This is a genomic window from Cognataquiflexum rubidum (assembly GCF_022538115.1).
GTDB classification, from domain to species: domain Bacteria; phylum Bacteroidota; class Bacteroidia; order Cytophagales; family Cyclobacteriaceae; genus Cognataquiflexum; species Cognataquiflexum rubidum.
In genome coordinates, this window is sequence record NZ_JAKZAL010000002.1 from 429,938 (window position 1) to 445,777 (window position 15,840).

The window sequence follows — 15,840 nt, forward strand, 5'->3', positions numbered from 1 at the left end:
GTTACACTCAAAAGCCGGTTTTTTGTTTTCTTTTCCAAGACTCAGATGATCTCCAAAATTTCCAGGATTCTGTTCAGGTCTTCGGAAGAATGAAAGGGGATTTTGATTTCTCCCTTGTTTTTGGCATCCGATTTAAGGTTCACTTTTGTTCCAAAATGACTGGCAAGCCTTTGTTGGATCTTGGTGATTTCATATTTCCTGACAGGATCAAATGGGGAATTTTTTTTGTTTTCCTTTTCTTCCCGCTCTCCGTTGATGGATTTCACTAAAGCCTCCACCTGACGGACGCTAAGTTCGTCCTGAATGGCTTTTTTGAAGATGGCTAGTTGCTTGTCGATGCTCTCAACGTTGATCAAAGCCCTCGCATGTCCCATGGAGATTTTGTTGTCTCTTAATCCGGCCTGAATATCAGGAGGAAGTTTAAGCAGCCTCAGGTAATTGTTTACTGTGGTTCTGTTTTTCCCCACACGCTCGCCGAGTTCTTCCTGCTTGAGGTTACATTCGGCCAAAAGTCTTTGATAGGAATGGGCAATTTCCAGGGAATTGAGGTTTTCCCTTTGGATATTTTCTATTAAAGCCATTTCCAGCATTTGCTGGTCATTTGCTGTTCTGATGTAGGCAGGGATTTTATTCAGTCCGGCCATCTTTGACGCCTGAAATCTTCTTTCGCCCGAGATAAGTTGGTATTCATTGTCATCCAGCTTCCTGACCGTAATCGGTTGGATAATACCTTGGGTCACTATGGAATCAGCGAGTTCCCTTAGGGCATCCTTATCAAAGTGCGTCCTAGGTTGGTAAGGATTTACCTGGATTTCACCAAGGGAAATCTCAAAAATCCCCGCTGTCGGATAAGAAGGCATGAGGGATTCACTTTTGTTTTTTTGAGGAGAGTCCTGCAGCAAAGCTCCCAATCCTTTTCCAAGCGCGCTTTTCTTTGGTGTAGGTTTTTTATCAGTCATAGTATGTATTCGGTCAGTTAACTTTCTCCTTGCCGTTTTTAACAGCTATTTCATGGGCAAGGTTGAGGTAAGCAACGGCTCCTTTTCCTTCTGCATCAAAGGCAATCACAGGAAGACCGAAGCTTGGGGATTCACTCAAGCGGACGTTTCTGGGGATGATGGTATCAAATACCAGGTTTTTGAAATGCATGCGCACTTCGTCCACCACTTGATTGGAAAGTCTCAGTCTCACGTCATACATGGTGAGGAGAATTCCTTCGATTTCAAGATCGGGATTTAGTCTGGTCTGAATGATTTTGATGGTATTGAGCAATTTACCCAAACCTTCCAAAGCGAAGTATTCGCACTGAACAGGGATAATTACAGAATTGGCAGCTGTCAATGCATTGATGGTAATCAAGCCCAAAGAAGGCGAACAGTCTATGATCACAAAGTCATACTTGTCTTTGACAAGATGGATGACTGATTTCATTTTCTCTTCCCTGTTTTCGAGATTTATCATCTCTACTTCCGCACCTACCAAGTCGATGTGGGAGGGGACAAGCTCAAGATTTTCAATCTCTGTTTTGAGGATGATGGTGTGGATGTCAATGCCGTCCACCATACACTCATATATACTGGTATCTATTTCTTTTGGGTCGTGGCCAAGACCGGAGGTGGTATTTGCCTGCGGATCTGCATCTATTACCAAGGTTTTGAATTCCAAAACTGCGAGACTTGCCGCCAGATTCATGGCAGTAGTAGTTTTTCCTACGCCTCCTTTTTGGTTAGCAATTGCGATAACTTTTCCCATAAATAGTTTAGAGCGTAATACTGTCACCAATATTAATCAAAATCAATTCTTTTCCTGCTTCTGAAACTGCTTTTTTTGCAGCTTCCAAATCTATTTCAATGTATGGGAAGGTATTGTAATGCATCCCTACAATTTTTTTTGTGCCCACAAAATCAGCCGCTTTGATAGCATCATTGATATCCATTGTGAAATTATCCCCGATGGGAAGGATGGCAAAGTCTATTTTAAATTCCTCTGCGATCAGCTTCATGTCGTAGGTAAGGGCAGTATCTCCTGCATAATAAAAGCAACCTGAATCATGCTTTATGACAAATCCGCCGGGATTGCCGCCTGAGGCCCCATCCGGCAAAGTGCTGCTGTGAACAGCATTTACATATTTTACCCTTCCAAAATTAAAGACTTTGCTTCCACCGATATTCATGGGATGGTATTTTTCTACACCTTTCTGGGCAAACCAAACCGCTATCTCATAATTGGAGACCAACATAGCATTATTGGCTTTGGTGATGGATTCTGCATCTGCGACATGGTCTTCGTGCCCATGACTGAGCAATACATAGTCTGCTTTGATAGAAGAGATATCTATTTTTGATGCTTTGGAATTGGGGCTGATAAAAGGGTCAAAAAGGATTTTGGTATCGTTGATTTCCACAAGATAGGACGAATGTCCAAAATAGGTCAGTTTGATCATGGTTGCGAGAATGATTTTATTGCGCTACTCACAAATATATCATTAAAATATTTGCTTGAAATGAATTGTTATCCACAGTGCCTATCTGAAAATGTTAATAGTCTGAGGTTTAAAGGAAAAGACATCAAAAGAAAAGAGACCCGTTTGGGTCTCTTTTCTTATTTGGTTTTCTTATTGGCGTCTGCTGCTTTCATGGCATCTTCAAGCTTTTGCTGAAATTTTGACTTTTTCTTGTCAACATTTTTCACTTTGTTCTGCTCAATTTTCTCTCTGATTTTGGCATCATCCACGAACAATTTGATCAGTGCCTGTTGTCCGAAAGTTACCATGTTGGAAACAAAATAATAGAAACTTAACGCCGCAGGGAAGGAATTCAAGACAAACATGAACACCACCGGCATGATATAGCCGAGGTTCTTCATCGGTCCTGTCTGAGCTGTAAGCTGGTTGTTGAAGTGGGTATAGGCTATCTGCGATACCGTCATCAATATCGTGAACAAACTCACGTGTGACCCATAGAAAGGTATAGTAAACGGTAACCTCAAAATAGAATCATAAGTCGACAAGTCGTGTGCCCAAAGGAATGATTGCTGTCGGAGTTCGATGGCATTTGGGAAGAAAAAGAACATCGCAAAAAGGAAGGGCATCTGGAATACCAATGGAAGACATCCCGATATCGGGCTTACGCCCAATTGCCCGAAGAGCTTCATCTGTTCCTGCTGCATCTTGGTAGGGTCATCAGGATACTTTGCCTTGAGTTCGTCGATTTCAGGTTTGATCACCCTCATTTTTGCCATTCCTATATAAGACTTGTAGGTCAGCGGTGTCAAGGCAATCTTGATGATCAATACGATGATGATAATGATGATACCGTAGTTGGTAAAATATTTTTCAAGGAACTGAAAAAGGTTTACGATGATGTATTTATTAACCCAACTGACAAAGAAATAACCCATGTCCACGTTTTTCTCAAAACCCGGAGTGATTTTTTTCAGGGTATTGTACCTGTTTGGACCAAAATAATAGCTCAAATCCACCTTGTTGTTGTCCAAAGGCAGTACTATAGCCGCCTGCACATTTTTGATCGAAAGGGTGTCTTGCGGGGTCTGTTGGTTGAACCTAGCTGAACTGAAGTTATTGGCTGCGATGATACCTGTGGTGAAAAATCTTTGACTGAAACTTACCCATTTCAATGGTTCCTGAACATCCGCATCATCTGTCTCGGAAGTTGTGCTCAAATAATCATGGCTTTCTTCCGCTGTAAAGAAATTGATATTGGTTTTTCTCCTTGATTCCTCGATGTCCTGTTCCTGACGGATCAGCTTGGCATCCCAATTAACCAAAATGGTCGTGTCTTTCAGACTGTTGGAAAGTCCTGCAAACTCCAGGGATTTGTCCAAAACATATCCGCCGTCGGCTAAAGAATAGGTGCGGGTGATGGAACCGCTCCCTGCTTTTGCGATAAAGGTGATTAGAGAAACCGGATTTCCTTCCACATCCACAGTGGATGCTGTAGGGTTGAAGTAAAAATCATTTAAGCTCAAAGGACCTTTTTCGGTCTGTATGGAGAAGCTCAGGTCGGAGCTTTCATCATCCAATAAAACCAACGGTCTTTGATCCCAGGTCCTGTACTCTTTCAATACCACTTTGGTGATTTCGGCACCTTTGGTAGAAAAAGTAACTGAAATTTTATCGTTTTCAAGGACAATTTCTTCTGCTGTGCCTTTTGTCATCGGGGCAAAAACCCCAAACTGACGCTGTGCGATCAAGTCCTGTATGCTGTCAGGCTGGATAATTTCTTGGGCAATGGTATCGACATCAGCAGATTCCTGAGGGATTGTCTGAGTGACTTGGGTTGATTCTTCCGGGAGTGGTTCGGGAGGGGTAGCAAAGAAAATCGAATAAATCAGCAATACTGCCGCAAATAAGATTAAGCCTGCCGCTTGGTTTCTGTCCATATTGTTACTTTATATGCCTTTTGAAAAGTAAAGGTAACAGAAAGTATGAAGGAGATTCCCCTTTTACCTTGTGTTACCTGTTTCTTAATTTAGGCGGTATTCAAATATTTGATTTTTTGTTGTCAATAGTAGCTGTTACGAACTTCACAAACAACGGATGGGGATTCAGAACAGTACTTTTATACTCCGGATGAAATTGTGTTCCCAAAAACCATGGATGGTTTTTAAGCTCGATTATTTCAACCAATTGGCTTTCCGGGTTGATCCCTGAAGGAATCATTCCTTTTTCCTCTATTTGTTTGAGGTACTTGTTATTGAATTCATACCTGTGTCTGTGTCTTTCCTTAATTTTGGATTTGCCGTAAGCTTGGGCAGCCTTGCTTCCTTTTCGGAGTTCGCAAGGGTAAGAACCCAATCTCATGGTGCCCCCCTTCATCTCAATATTCTTTTGATCAGCCATCAGATCAATAACCGGATGTGGGGTATTTGGGTCCATTTCGGTACTGTTGGCGCCCTTGAGGCCAAGTACATTTCTGGCAAATTCGATCACTGCAACCTGCATCCCAAGACAAATTCCAAAGAAAGGTAATTTGTTTTCGCGGGCAAATTTAACAGTTTCTATCTTTCCTTCAAGTCCTCTTTCGCCAAATCCGGGGGCCACCAGAATCCCGTCAAGGTGTTCCAGTTTTTTGGCTACGTTTTCGGGAAGCAATTCTTCAGAAGAAATCAATGTCAGGTGGACCTTGCATTCGCAGGCCGCTCCGGCATGGACAAAAGCCTCAATGATTGATTTATAAGCATCGGGAAGGGAAACATATTTTCCGATCAGGCCGATATTCACTTCCTGTGTAGGGTTTTTTAGCCTTCCCAAAAAGTCCTTCCACTGTTCCAAATCAGTATTCACTTTGGATGTCAGCTTGAGTTTGCTCATGACTCTTTCGTCGAGTTTTTCCTTTTTCATGAGCAGAGGAACATCATAGATGGTTTCCGCATCCATGGCCTCGATGACACAGTTCAGTTGCACGTTGCAAAACAGCGCCAATTTCTTTTTCACTTCCAAAGGAAGGTGGTGTTCTGTCCTGCAAACCAAAATGTCAGGCTGAATACCTGCTTCCAAAAGTTGCTTTACCGAATGTTGGGTGGGTTTGGTTTTCAGTTCTTTTGCAGCCGCCAAGTAGGGGATCAAGGTCAGATGGACAACAAGGATATTGTTTGGACCGATATCCCATTTGGCCTGTCTTACCGCTTCGATGAAGGGGAGTGATTCGATGTCACCGACGCAGCCGCCGATTTCGGTGATGACAACATCGTATTTGCCTTCCTCACCAAGTTTGAAGAAATTCCTTTTGATCTCATCCGTGATATGGGGGATAACCTGAACAGTTTTTCCCAAATATTCTCCTTTTCTCTCTTTGGTGATGACGTTGTTGTATATCCTCCCTGTCGTGATGTTGTTGGACTGCGAGGTCGGAGTATTCAGAAACCGCTCATAATGACCCAAATCAAGGTCCGTTTCTGCCCCGTCTTCGGTGACATAACATTCGCCGTGTTCATAGGGGTTGAGTGTTCCCGGATCGATATTGAGGTAAGGATCGAATTTTTGGATCGTAGCGCTAAAGCCCCTAGCCTGCAAGAGTTTGGCCAAAGAAGCGGCGATAATGCCTTTCCCGAGGGAGGAGGTAACGCCTCCGGTGATAAAGATATATTTGGTGGTTGAGCCCATAAGAAGGGTAGGATGGAGAATATTGTTTGGATTCTTATGGGATTCAAAGGTAGGAGAAAAATTTGATTTGGAGGTGAGGTGCCTAAAGGAAAAAAATAAAGAAGTGTTTTTGGGGTGGGATTTTAGGAAGGGAAAAAGGTTTGGTTGATATTTTTCTTTGCGTCTCAGCGTCTTTGAGAGATCATTATTTACTTAAAGCCGAAAAAGGATATCCACTAAAAATTAGAGACTTTTTAAATATTCGTCGGGACTCAGAATAGGAATTTCTGACTCTTTGAAGTCTTTCCCATTTCGGGTAATCATTATTTTGCAACCCATTTTTAAAGCACAATAATACTGAAGGGCATCTTCAAAATCATTGAAATTTGATGAGAGACCCTTATCTATGATATTATCACTGAGGTCGGATGTTTGTGCAATTAATTTAAACTTTCGTATTTTCTCTTTTACCTGAGTCTTGTTCTCAAATCTTGAGAGCAAATAGTAAACAGTTGAATATGTTAAGGCCGAGACGAAAACCTCGATTTTTCCTTTGTCTGCCAAAGTTGCAATCTTGGCTGCAGCGTCATAATATGGTTCTCGTTCGCCCAACAAATCGACAACCACATTGGTATCAAGAAACACCTTATCTTTCATTTGTATTTCTCAGATAGGTAATCACCATAGGACTTTTTGTAATCATAATCTGCCGGGATTTTAACACCTGTTCTCATACTTTTTACAAAAGGGGATATATCGGAATCCTCCTCTGAAGTTGGATTTTCCTTCTCTACCAAAGATTTAAGATAGGATTCTATCATCCTTGAGAGACTTCTGTTTTGTGATGAGGCATATTCTTTTGCTTTATCAATCACATCTTTATTTAATTTGAGTGTCAATTTGGCATCCATCATATTTCTATTTAATACGTACAAATATAATTTATCAATCCGTATCGATCAAGTTTTAATTGACTTTTTGCTAGCCGTCCATTGTGTTTCCGTCTTTGTACAGGCAGCACAAAGTACAAGATATAAAAAGATCAGCGCTCTTTTTTCTTTTGCGCCTTGGCGTCTTTGAGAGAGAATTAAATCCAAATGTACCTTTCCTCACAGAGCCTCATTCACAAAAAACTTACTTTCCCATCATGAAACTTCTCGGACTGATTGGAGGGACTTCCTGGCACTCCACCATCGAATACTACAAATTGATCAATGAACTTGCCGGAGATAGAATGGGTCACGACCAAAACCCGCCTATGTTGATCTACAGTCAAAACATCCAACTGATGCGGGAACAGGATAAAGACTTGATCAACAAAACTTACCTGCAGATTGCCCAGAAACTGGAGGCAGGCGGAGCAGAAGGAATCATCATCTGTGCGAATACCCCTCACATGGTTTATGATTTTGTACAGCCAAAGATCAATATCCCTATTCTCCACATCGCAGATGCGATCGGCAAAAGCGCCCAAAAACAAGGTTTGAAAACGCTGGGTCTGTTGGGAAACAAGCCGACGATGACAGGTGATTTCATTCCAAAGTACCTCAAAACCCATTTTGACATTGATACTATCATTCCTGACGCCGTATACTTGGACAAATCGCATTATTACGTCTCCAAGGAGTTGACACTTGGAAAGTTTTCCGATGAGGCCAAGGCTTTCTATTTGGAACAGATGAAACTTTTGAAAGAAAAAGGAGCAGAAGGGATGATCATGGGATGCACCGAATTGCCATTGCTGATCAAGCAGGAGGAAACGGATTTTCCTTTGATTTCCACTACCCAGCTGCATGCTGAGTTAGCTGTGGATTTTATTTTTAGCTGAATAAAATTGGCTTCTGACAATTAGAAATTTTAACGATAAAGTTTCTAGAGAAGCAGGATAACTGCGGCGAATAATTCATCCAGCTTCTGGAGAAGCAGGATAACAGGATAGTAGGAAGTTTAAAAAATGTCTGACGGCTTTAATCCATCCGACAGATTTTTGCGCCTTGGCGTCTTTGCGAGAGAATTAAATCCAACTTCTGGAGAAGCAGAATATAGGGTGCATTGGAGGAGTCGGGAAAATTAAAGATTCTTCCTCTTTTTTTTTGCGCTTTAGCGTTTTTGCGTGAGATCAAAACAAAAATATAGTCAGAATTCGCCACCAATTAAAAACTTTGTAATCCTCTTTAGCATTCCTTCCAATAATCTGCCTTATTTTTGAAGCAAAAGAATCGGAATGGAAATCAAAGATGCAGTCAATATTCTCAAAGAAAAGGGAAGAATCAAGATCAAAGACGGTCATGGTACCGTTTTGGAGTTGATTGCACCTCAACGTTGGGATGCTGCAAAAGACGATCAGGAGGGCATTTTTCTTTTTTTTGATGTATTTCAGATCAGAAATGTCGCAGAGCAGTTTTCGGAGGTGTCTTTGGATATCATTGAGTATGCCACCAAGCCGACGATTTACCATACTCCTGTCAACAGGATTCTAAAAAACGGACCCATTATTGACGGAAAAGTCAAATTCTCTTTCATTAAAAAAGAATTTTGGAATAAGCTGATATTTGCTTTTTCCCAGCCTTTGATCCTTCAGTTTAGTAAATCCAAAGAATGGGATATGGTAACGGAGGACTTTTTTCCACTTTTGAGTGCAGGTACCAAAGAAATGTTTTTGAGCCCTGATGGGGACGTCAAAATTATTAGAGCATGAATTTCAAAGCCCATTTAGACCAGTTAGAAATATTCAGCCGTGTTGGACGTATAGCCGATGAACTTGGCTTGGAAACCTACGTGGTCGGTGGGTATGTTCGTGACCTGATATTGAAAAGACCTAGCAAGGACATTGATTTTGTCTGCGTCGGCAGTGGTATTACTTTGGCAAAAGCTGTTGCAGACAGCTTTGAGGAGCATGTTCCGCTTTCTGTTTTCAAGAATTTTGGCACAGCAAATATCCGTTTGGAAGATTGGGAAGTTGAATTTGTGGGAGCGAGGAGAGAATCTTACCGGCACGATTCCCGAAAACCTATTGTGGAGGATGGAACCCTTCAGGAAGATCAGGAGCGCAGGGACTTTACCATCAATGCTATGGCTATATCTGTCAATTCCCATAATTATGGAGAACTGATTGATCCATTTGATGGAATGGGGGATATCAAAAGAAAAACAATCAAAACGCCAACCGATCCGATCATCACTTTCTCTGATGACCCACTCAGGATGATGCGGGCGATTCGATTTGCCACCCAACTGAAATTTGACATCGAACCGGATACTTTTCTTGGGATAGTCCACGATGCGCACAGGATTCAGATTGTTTCCGCCGAGCGGATCATTGATGAACTCAATAAAATCATTTTGACAGAAAAGCCTTCTTACGGTTTCAAGTTGCTGTTTGTGAGCAAACTACTTCAGGAAATTTTCCCAGAAATGGTGGAGCTACAAGGCGTAGACTCAGTAGGCGATAAATCCCACAAGGACAACTTTTACCATACCCTGCAGGTCTTGGATAATGTGTCCCAAATGTCGGAAGACCTTTGGCTGAGATGGGCAGCCATCATGCACGACATTGCGAAGCCTGCCACCAAGCGGTTCAATGAAAAAGTCGGATGGACTTTCCATGGCCATGAAGACAAAGGTTCAAGGATGGTTCCTGGAATTTTCCGCAGGATGAAACTTCCGATGGATGACCGCATGAAGTATGTCCAAAAGCTTGTGAGGTTACATCTCAGGCCTATTTCCTTGGTTTCTGAGAAAGTCACTGACTCTGCGGTAAGGAGATTGCTTTTCGATGCGGGTAATGATATTGAAGACTTGATGAAACTCTGCCGCGCAGACATCACTTCCAAAAACAACAGCAAAGTGCAGCGGTTTTTGGCCAATTTTGATAAGGTGGAGGAAAAGATGAAGGAAGTGGAGGAAAATGACCAAGTCCGGAATTTTCAACCGCCTGTATCAGGAGAAGAAATCATGGCTTTATTTGACCTGCGGCCTTCAAAAGTAGTGGGTGAATTGAAAGAGGAAATCAAGGAGGCGATTTTGGAGGGACAAATTCAAAACAATAAAGCTGAAGCTATGGACTTATTATATAAATTAGCCGCCACTAAAGGATTAACAACGATTTAACAATAGAAAGAATGAATAAAATAATGATGACGGTGGCCTTCATGCTCGTAATGGTCACTTCGGTCTTAGCCCAAGACAAACCTGTAGAAACAGAAACAAACCAAAAACGAAACGAAATTGACAAGAAGATTTACCAATTGGCATTGCGGTACAATGACTTGGCCGTCGCCAGAACGAAGCTTTTTGAATTGATAGAAAGAAATCCGACCAACATCACTTATCCGGAAACTTTGACTTCGCTTTATTTTGAAGCTGGACAATACACATCGGCAGCGGTATCTGCTTTGGACATCCTGGAAATGAACGACAAAAGCCTAATCGCTCTTGAAGTTGCCGCCAATTCATTGGAGCAGTTGGGAGCTTTGGACAAAGCACTTCCAAATTTTGAAAGGCATTACCTGCTGACCAATAACCTCTTCAGTCTGTACAAAACCGCTTACATGCAATATTCACTAAACAGACAGGAAGAAGCATTGAATTCCATCAATATGCTGGTGAAGGCGCCAAAAGCTTCTGAAGAAAAGGTCGGATTTCCAAAAGCCGACAACACCACTCAGGAAGTAACCCTCAAAGCCGCCGCGCTCAACCTGAAAGGAATGGTCTACATGTACCAAAAAAATAAGGCTGAAGCTATTGCAGCTTTAAATCAGGCATTGGAAATGCAATCAGATTTTGAGTTAGCCATTGAGAACCTTAAAGAGGCGAATAAATTATAAGAGCGCTTTATAGAAATCATTAAAAAAACACCAAAGCCAAATAGAGATATTTGGCTTTGGTGTTTTTAGTATTTTCTTGATTTGACCTATATTTTATCGATAGAAATGAACAGGGTTTTGATTATTTCCTCTTTATTCTTTGTTATCCGGATCTTGGTTCCGCCTTCCATTTCCACCTGACCTCCATCGCTTTTTAGGATTTTTTTTATGAAAAAGGGATTGATCAAGTGTGAATGATGGATTCTTAGAAAACCGTTTTTGAATAGCACAGATTCAAGATATTTCAGCTGTCGGGAGACTATGATTGGGAAGTCATTTTCTGCAAAGATGATTTTGGAGTAGTTTCCGTCTGCTTCGCATCTGATAATCTTGGAAACAAAAAAAATCTCATGGCCTTCTACCGTAGGGATGGCAATTCTATCTTGATAGTATTCACCCGCTTTGGATATTGTGTCTTTCTTGATCGGCTCCTTGGTTTTGAAGGTGTTTAGTTTGACGACCTTGTTTTTGAACATGAGTTTTTTTTCATTTTCCAATGCAAATTGTAAATCATTTCTCATGGCTTGGGATGTTTAAAAAAGATGGAACTTTATTCAGTATAAAACTCAAAAAAATAATTTTCGAAACCCATACCCCAAAGGGAGTATTTTTTAGCACTTCAATGCGTTGTTTAATGTCCTAGTGTGAATGAATTGTTATCTGCTGTTTACTATTATTTTTCGCTTAATTTTCTCTTAACATGATATAAAATATTATAAATCAGTAATTTATATAAGCATATTTGATTCTTTAATATTCTGGAATTAACATTTTGTTCTTCAAATGTTACTTTTTTGATAACACAATTTAATGGGTAAGTCTTTGATCGCTCCTTAGTTTTGGCATCAAAAAACACATCAATATGATTAGAAAATTTACTGCTTTTTCTCTCTTGATTTCGCTCTTGATTTCTTCCTGCCAGCGATCTCCTGAAAACACACAAATAGAGGCAGCCCAGAGCATTGAACCTATAAAACCAATCTATGTGACAGATTCGGTTATTTATGATACCGATGACCCGGCTATTTGGGTGAATCCTACAGACCCTTCCAAAAGCCTCATAATAGGAACAGACAAAGATGCTGATGGTGCCCTTTATGTTTTCGATCTCTCGGGTAAAAAAATAGATTCCCTGATTGTCAGAGGTCTTCAACGTCCCAATAATGTAGATGTCGCTTACGGATTGAAAATGGGGGATAGCTTTGTAGATTTTGCGGTGACCGGTGAAAGGATGACTTCAAAATTGAGATTTTATTCTTTGCCCGATATGAAAGAAATCCAAGTCGGGGGAGTCGAAGTATATCAGGGAGAGACGGCTGAAATGTACCGGGACTTAATGGGAGTGGCCGTTTATCATGATAAGTCAAATGGAAAACATTATGTCATCGCAGGGAGAAAAACAGGACCAACTGATGGTACTTATTTATGGCAATATGAAATCAAAGGATCGGAGACAGGAATTACACTGGAGCTGGTTCGGAAATTTGGTAACTACAGCGGCAAAAAAGAAATCGAAGCCATTGCAGTGGACAATGAATTAGGCTTCATCTATTATTCGGATGAAGGAGTCGGTGTCAGGAAATATTATGCTGACCCCGCAAAAGGAAATGAGGAATTGGCACTTTTTGCCACAGAGGGTTTTAACCAAGACCACGAGGGAATATCTATCTACAAATTGGATGATACCACAGGTTACATCCTGGTATCAGATCAGGAGGTCAACCAATTCCATGTTTTCCCAAGAGAGGGCGCCCCAGCCAATCCTCACCAACATAACCTGATCACCATCATCAAAACTTCCACCGTATCAAGCGATGGCTCCGAGGTCACCAGTCTTCCACTGAACAGCACTTTCACAAAAGGACTCTTTGTCGCCATGTCGGACGACAAAACATTCCAGTTATATAAATGGGAAGACCTTGCCGGTGATCTTTTAAAATCCAGAAAATAAAAAAACAAACTAAGATTATATGAAAACAAAGTTACATTTAATAATGGCGTTGGGTTTTCTCCTGTTTTCAGGAGAATTATTGGCCCAATCCACATTTAGGGGAAAGGTAATCGACGACCAAAACCTCTCTCTTCCTGGAGCAAATGTCATTCTGGAAGGGACAAATAAAGGCACAGTGACCAATCAGCTTGGTGACTTTGTGATTCAGGGAATCCCTGCGGGAAATTATACGGTCATTGTATCCTATTTAGGTTATACTTCTCTCACCAAAGAAATCACCCTTCAGGATGGACAAACTTTGGATATGAGATTCCAAATGATGCCCGGAATGTTAGAAGGTGGTGAAGTGATTGTATTTGGTGACAGGCTCAAAGGCCAAGCTAGGGCGTTAAACCAACAAAAAACCAATTCCAATATCACCAACATTGTGGCTGCGGATCAGATTGGGCGATTTCCTGATGCCAATATCGGTGATGCGATCAAAAGGATTCCGGGTATCACCATGCAAAATGACCAAGGTGAAGCAAGGAACATCATCATCCGTGGGATGGCACCGGAGTTGAATTCCGTTATGATCAATGGAGAAAGAGTTCCTTCTGCAGAAGGTGATAACAGAAGAGTTCAGATGGATTTGATTCCTTCTGATATGATCCAGACGATCGAGGTCAATAAAAGTGTACTTCCAGATATGGATGCGGATGCCATCGGTGGCGCGGTTAATCTTGTGACGAGAAAAGCTCCTAACGGACTCAGGGTTTCAGGTACAGCGGCATCAGGTGTCAATCTCTTGACAAACAAACCCATCTGGACTGGTGGGCTGATTTTAGGTGATAGGATTGCCAATGACAAATTGGGAGTGATTTTTTCCGGTTCCTACAATAACCACAACTTCGGATCAGACAATTATGAAGCACAATGGGCAGAGACAGACGATCCTAACAATCCTGTAGTTGTAAATAATTTTGATATAAGAAAATATAATGTCCAAAGGGTAAGAAGGTCTGCCACCCTTGCTTTGGACTATGATTTCAATAAAAACCACTCCATTGTATTTAATGCCATGTACAATTGGAGGGATGATTGGGAGAGCAGGTATAGATTTAGAGTAGACCGTACAGATTTGCCTTTTGAGTCGGGTAATTTTACCACATTGGCACCCAATCTTTTTCAGATGCGTGGAAGAACAGCCATTCAAACCAAGGGTGGAATTGATAATGATAGGGTTAGGAATACACGTCTGGAAGACCAAAGGGTAATCAACACCACGCTTTCGGGTAGCCATATTTTCAACAAGCTGAAAATGACCTGGAACGGAACGTATGCCAAAGCTTCAGAAGACAGACCAAACGAGCGGTACATCACACATAGGGGCAATGCAGACGTGATTTTGGATATCAGAGATCCATTCAAGGTTTTGACTACCCTAGTCAACCAAGATGCTGCTTTGGGATTGGGACTCAATGAAATCTATGAATCCAATAACAATACATTTGAAGAGGACCTCAATGGTAGAGTAGATTTTACAATGCCTTATGCTGCCAATAAAGGGATTTTTAAATTTGGCGGAAGGGTAAGGTCAAAATATAAGGAAAGAACAGACTCTTATGACGTTTATGATCCGATTGTTGATTTAGGTGCAGGAGGTAATAATTTTGGTTCTTTGCCTAATAGTTTTCAAAATGACAGGGTGTTTCTCAACGGACCTCAGTATGTACCGGGAAGGTTCGTGGACAAAGAGTTTTTGGGGGGATTAGATCTCAAAAATGAATCTTTGTTCGATTTTGAAGATGCTTTTGCTGAATATATTACCGGCAACTACCAAGCTTCGGAGATAATCACCGCAGGTTATGTGATGACTGATTACCAGTTCAATTCTAAGTTTTCAGGTATTTTCGGATTGAGGCTCGAAAACACAAGTTTAGAATACAGGGGCTTTGAGTTGGATGAGGACGAGGAGACGTTCACCCAGTCAGCAACTGTTACCCAAAATTATTCCAACTTTATGCCGGGAGCTCACTTCAAATACGATATCAGTGATAATCGAATCTTGAGGTTGGCATGGGCCAACACCATTGCAAGACCAAATTACTTCGACCTAGTTCCTTTTGCCATATTTAGCCCTGAAAACCAATCCCTACAAAGGGGAAATCCTAACTTGGTACCAACTACATCAATGAATTTTGATTTGATGTTTGAAAATTACTACGAATCTGTCGGAGTATTCACAGCAGGTGGTTTTTACAAGGATGTAGATAATTTTATTTACCAAAACACCCAATTGAATATCACGGATCCACAGTTTGGGGACCTAATCGAATCCTCTCGTCCTGAAAATGGCGGAACTGCCGATGTCTTTGGTTTTGAAACCTCCATCCAAAGACAGTTTGACTTTCTGCCGGGAATATGGAAAGGTCTTGGGATTTTTGCCAATTACACTTTCACTGATTCAAGAACTTCGGGGATAGAAGGAAGAGAAGAGGATGCTCTAAAATTGCCGGGAACTGCAAGAAATATGTTCAACGTTTCCTTGTCATTTGAAACCGAAAAATTGGTTCTAAGGGTATCAGTAAACCATGCGAGCGGTTACATTGATGAGATTGGCGGGTCCAATTTTGAAGATCTATTCTATGACCGTCAGACGTTCCTTGATGTAAATGCATCTTATGCCATCACCCAAAACTGGAGGGTTTTTGCTGAGGCAAACAACCTGACCAATCAGCCTTTGAGATACTATCAGGGAATCAGGCAAAGAACTGCACAAGAAGAATTTTACAGTGCACGTATCAATTTCGGAGTAAAATTTGACTTATTTAATTAAGCTTAAATCCCATTGAAAACAGAAAAACCTCCGATTTCGGAGGTTTTTCTGTTTTATTTCTTTTGAATTTAAAATAAGCTAAAGACTTTCTCAATTAACCAAA

14 protein-coding genes are annotated in these 15,840 nt (G+C 41.2%); 6 read left to right on the forward strand and 8 right to left on the reverse strand.

What is annotated here, in order from left to right; translation table 11 throughout:
• Positions 1-41 precede the first annotated feature (41 nt).
• From MMU05_RS04095 to MMU05_RS04125, 7 genes are all read right to left on the reverse strand, one after another.
• On the reverse strand, positions 42-959 hold the full coding sequence (locus MMU05_RS04095) for a ParB/RepB/Spo0J family partition protein (RefSeq protein WP_241140395.1): 918 nt from the start codon (positions 957-959) through the stop codon (positions 42-44).
• Positions 960-972: 13 nt separating this feature from the next.
• A complete protein-coding gene (locus tag MMU05_RS04100) occupies positions 973-1,752 on the reverse strand; it encodes a ParA family protein (protein ID WP_241140396.1) in 780 nt (259 codons plus the stop codon).
• Positions 1,753-1,759: 7 nt separating this feature from the next.
• Positions 1,760-2,443 carry a metal-dependent hydrolase gene (locus MMU05_RS04105; protein WP_241140397.1) on the reverse strand — a complete coding sequence of 228 codons (684 nt, stop codon included), beginning with the start codon at positions 2,441-2,443 and terminating at the stop codon, positions 1,760-1,762.
• Positions 2,444-2,601: 158 nt separating this feature from the next.
• Complete coding sequence (yidC, locus tag MMU05_RS04110) at positions 2,602-4,401, reverse strand: membrane protein insertase YidC (protein ID WP_241140398.1); 1,800 nt, start codon at positions 4,399-4,401, stop codon at positions 2,602-2,604.
• 100 nt (positions 4,402-4,501) lie between these two features.
• A complete protein-coding gene (locus MMU05_RS04115) occupies positions 4,502-6,124 on the reverse strand; it encodes a CTP synthase (protein WP_241140399.1) in 1,623 nt (540 codons plus the stop codon).
• Between the two features lie 222 nt (positions 6,125-6,346).
• The gene (locus MMU05_RS04120; RefSeq protein WP_241140400.1) at positions 6,347-6,760 is read right to left on the reverse strand and encodes a type II toxin-antitoxin system VapC family toxin; all 414 of its coding nucleotides are present in this window, start codon (positions 6,758-6,760) and stop codon (positions 6,347-6,349) included.
• Complete coding sequence (locus MMU05_RS04125; protein WP_241140401.1) at positions 6,757-7,017, reverse strand: DUF6364 family protein; 261 nt, start codon at positions 7,015-7,017, stop codon at positions 6,757-6,759. The genes MMU05_RS04120 and MMU05_RS04125 overlap by 4 nt, the downstream gene beginning before the upstream one ends.
• A 233-nt stretch (positions 7,018-7,250) precedes the next feature.
• On the opposite strand from MMU05_RS04125, the gene MMU05_RS04130 reads away from it, so the two are divergent.
• From MMU05_RS04130 to MMU05_RS04145, 4 genes are all read left to right on the forward strand, one after another.
• Entirely contained in the window at positions 7,251-7,931 is a 681-nt protein-coding gene (locus MMU05_RS04130; protein ID WP_241140402.1) for an aspartate/glutamate racemase family protein, read from the forward strand.
• Positions 7,932-8,327: 396 nt separating this feature from the next.
• Positions 8,328-8,801: a hypothetical protein gene (locus tag MMU05_RS04135; RefSeq protein WP_241140403.1), complete on the forward strand. Its 474-nt coding sequence runs from the start codon at positions 8,328-8,330 to the stop codon at positions 8,799-8,801.
• Positions 8,798-10,213 carry a CCA tRNA nucleotidyltransferase gene (locus MMU05_RS04140; protein ID WP_241140404.1) on the forward strand — a complete coding sequence of 472 codons (1,416 nt, stop codon included), beginning with the start codon at positions 8,798-8,800 and terminating at the stop codon, positions 10,211-10,213. Before MMU05_RS04135 ends, MMU05_RS04140 begins: the two co-directional genes overlap by 4 nt.
• Before the next feature lie 11 nt (positions 10,214-10,224).
• A complete protein-coding gene (locus MMU05_RS04145) occupies positions 10,225-10,929 on the forward strand; it encodes a tetratricopeptide repeat protein (RefSeq protein ID WP_241140405.1) in 705 nt (234 codons plus the stop codon).
• Positions 10,930-11,015: 86 nt separating this feature from the next.
• Here MMU05_RS04145 and MMU05_RS04150 read toward each other — a convergent pair whose 3' ends face one another.
• The gene (locus tag MMU05_RS04150; RefSeq protein ID WP_241140406.1) at positions 11,016-11,489 is read right to left on the reverse strand and encodes a LytR/AlgR family response regulator transcription factor; all 474 of its coding nucleotides are present in this window, start codon (positions 11,487-11,489) and stop codon (positions 11,016-11,018) included.
• A gap of 341 nt (positions 11,490-11,830) precedes the next feature.
• Here MMU05_RS04150 and MMU05_RS04155 point away from each other — a divergent pair, with 341 nt between their 5' ends.
• Both MMU05_RS04155 and MMU05_RS04160 read left to right on the forward strand, forming a co-directional pair.
• Positions 11,831-12,919, forward strand: a complete 1,089-nt coding sequence (locus MMU05_RS04155) for a phytase (protein ID WP_241140407.1) — start codon at positions 11,831-11,833, stop codon at positions 12,917-12,919.
• A gap of 19 nt (positions 12,920-12,938) precedes the next feature.
• Positions 12,939-15,737, forward strand: a complete 2,799-nt coding sequence (locus MMU05_RS04160; protein WP_241140408.1) for a TonB-dependent receptor — start codon at positions 12,939-12,941, stop codon at positions 15,735-15,737.
• Positions 15,738-15,840: the final 103 nt, after the last annotated feature.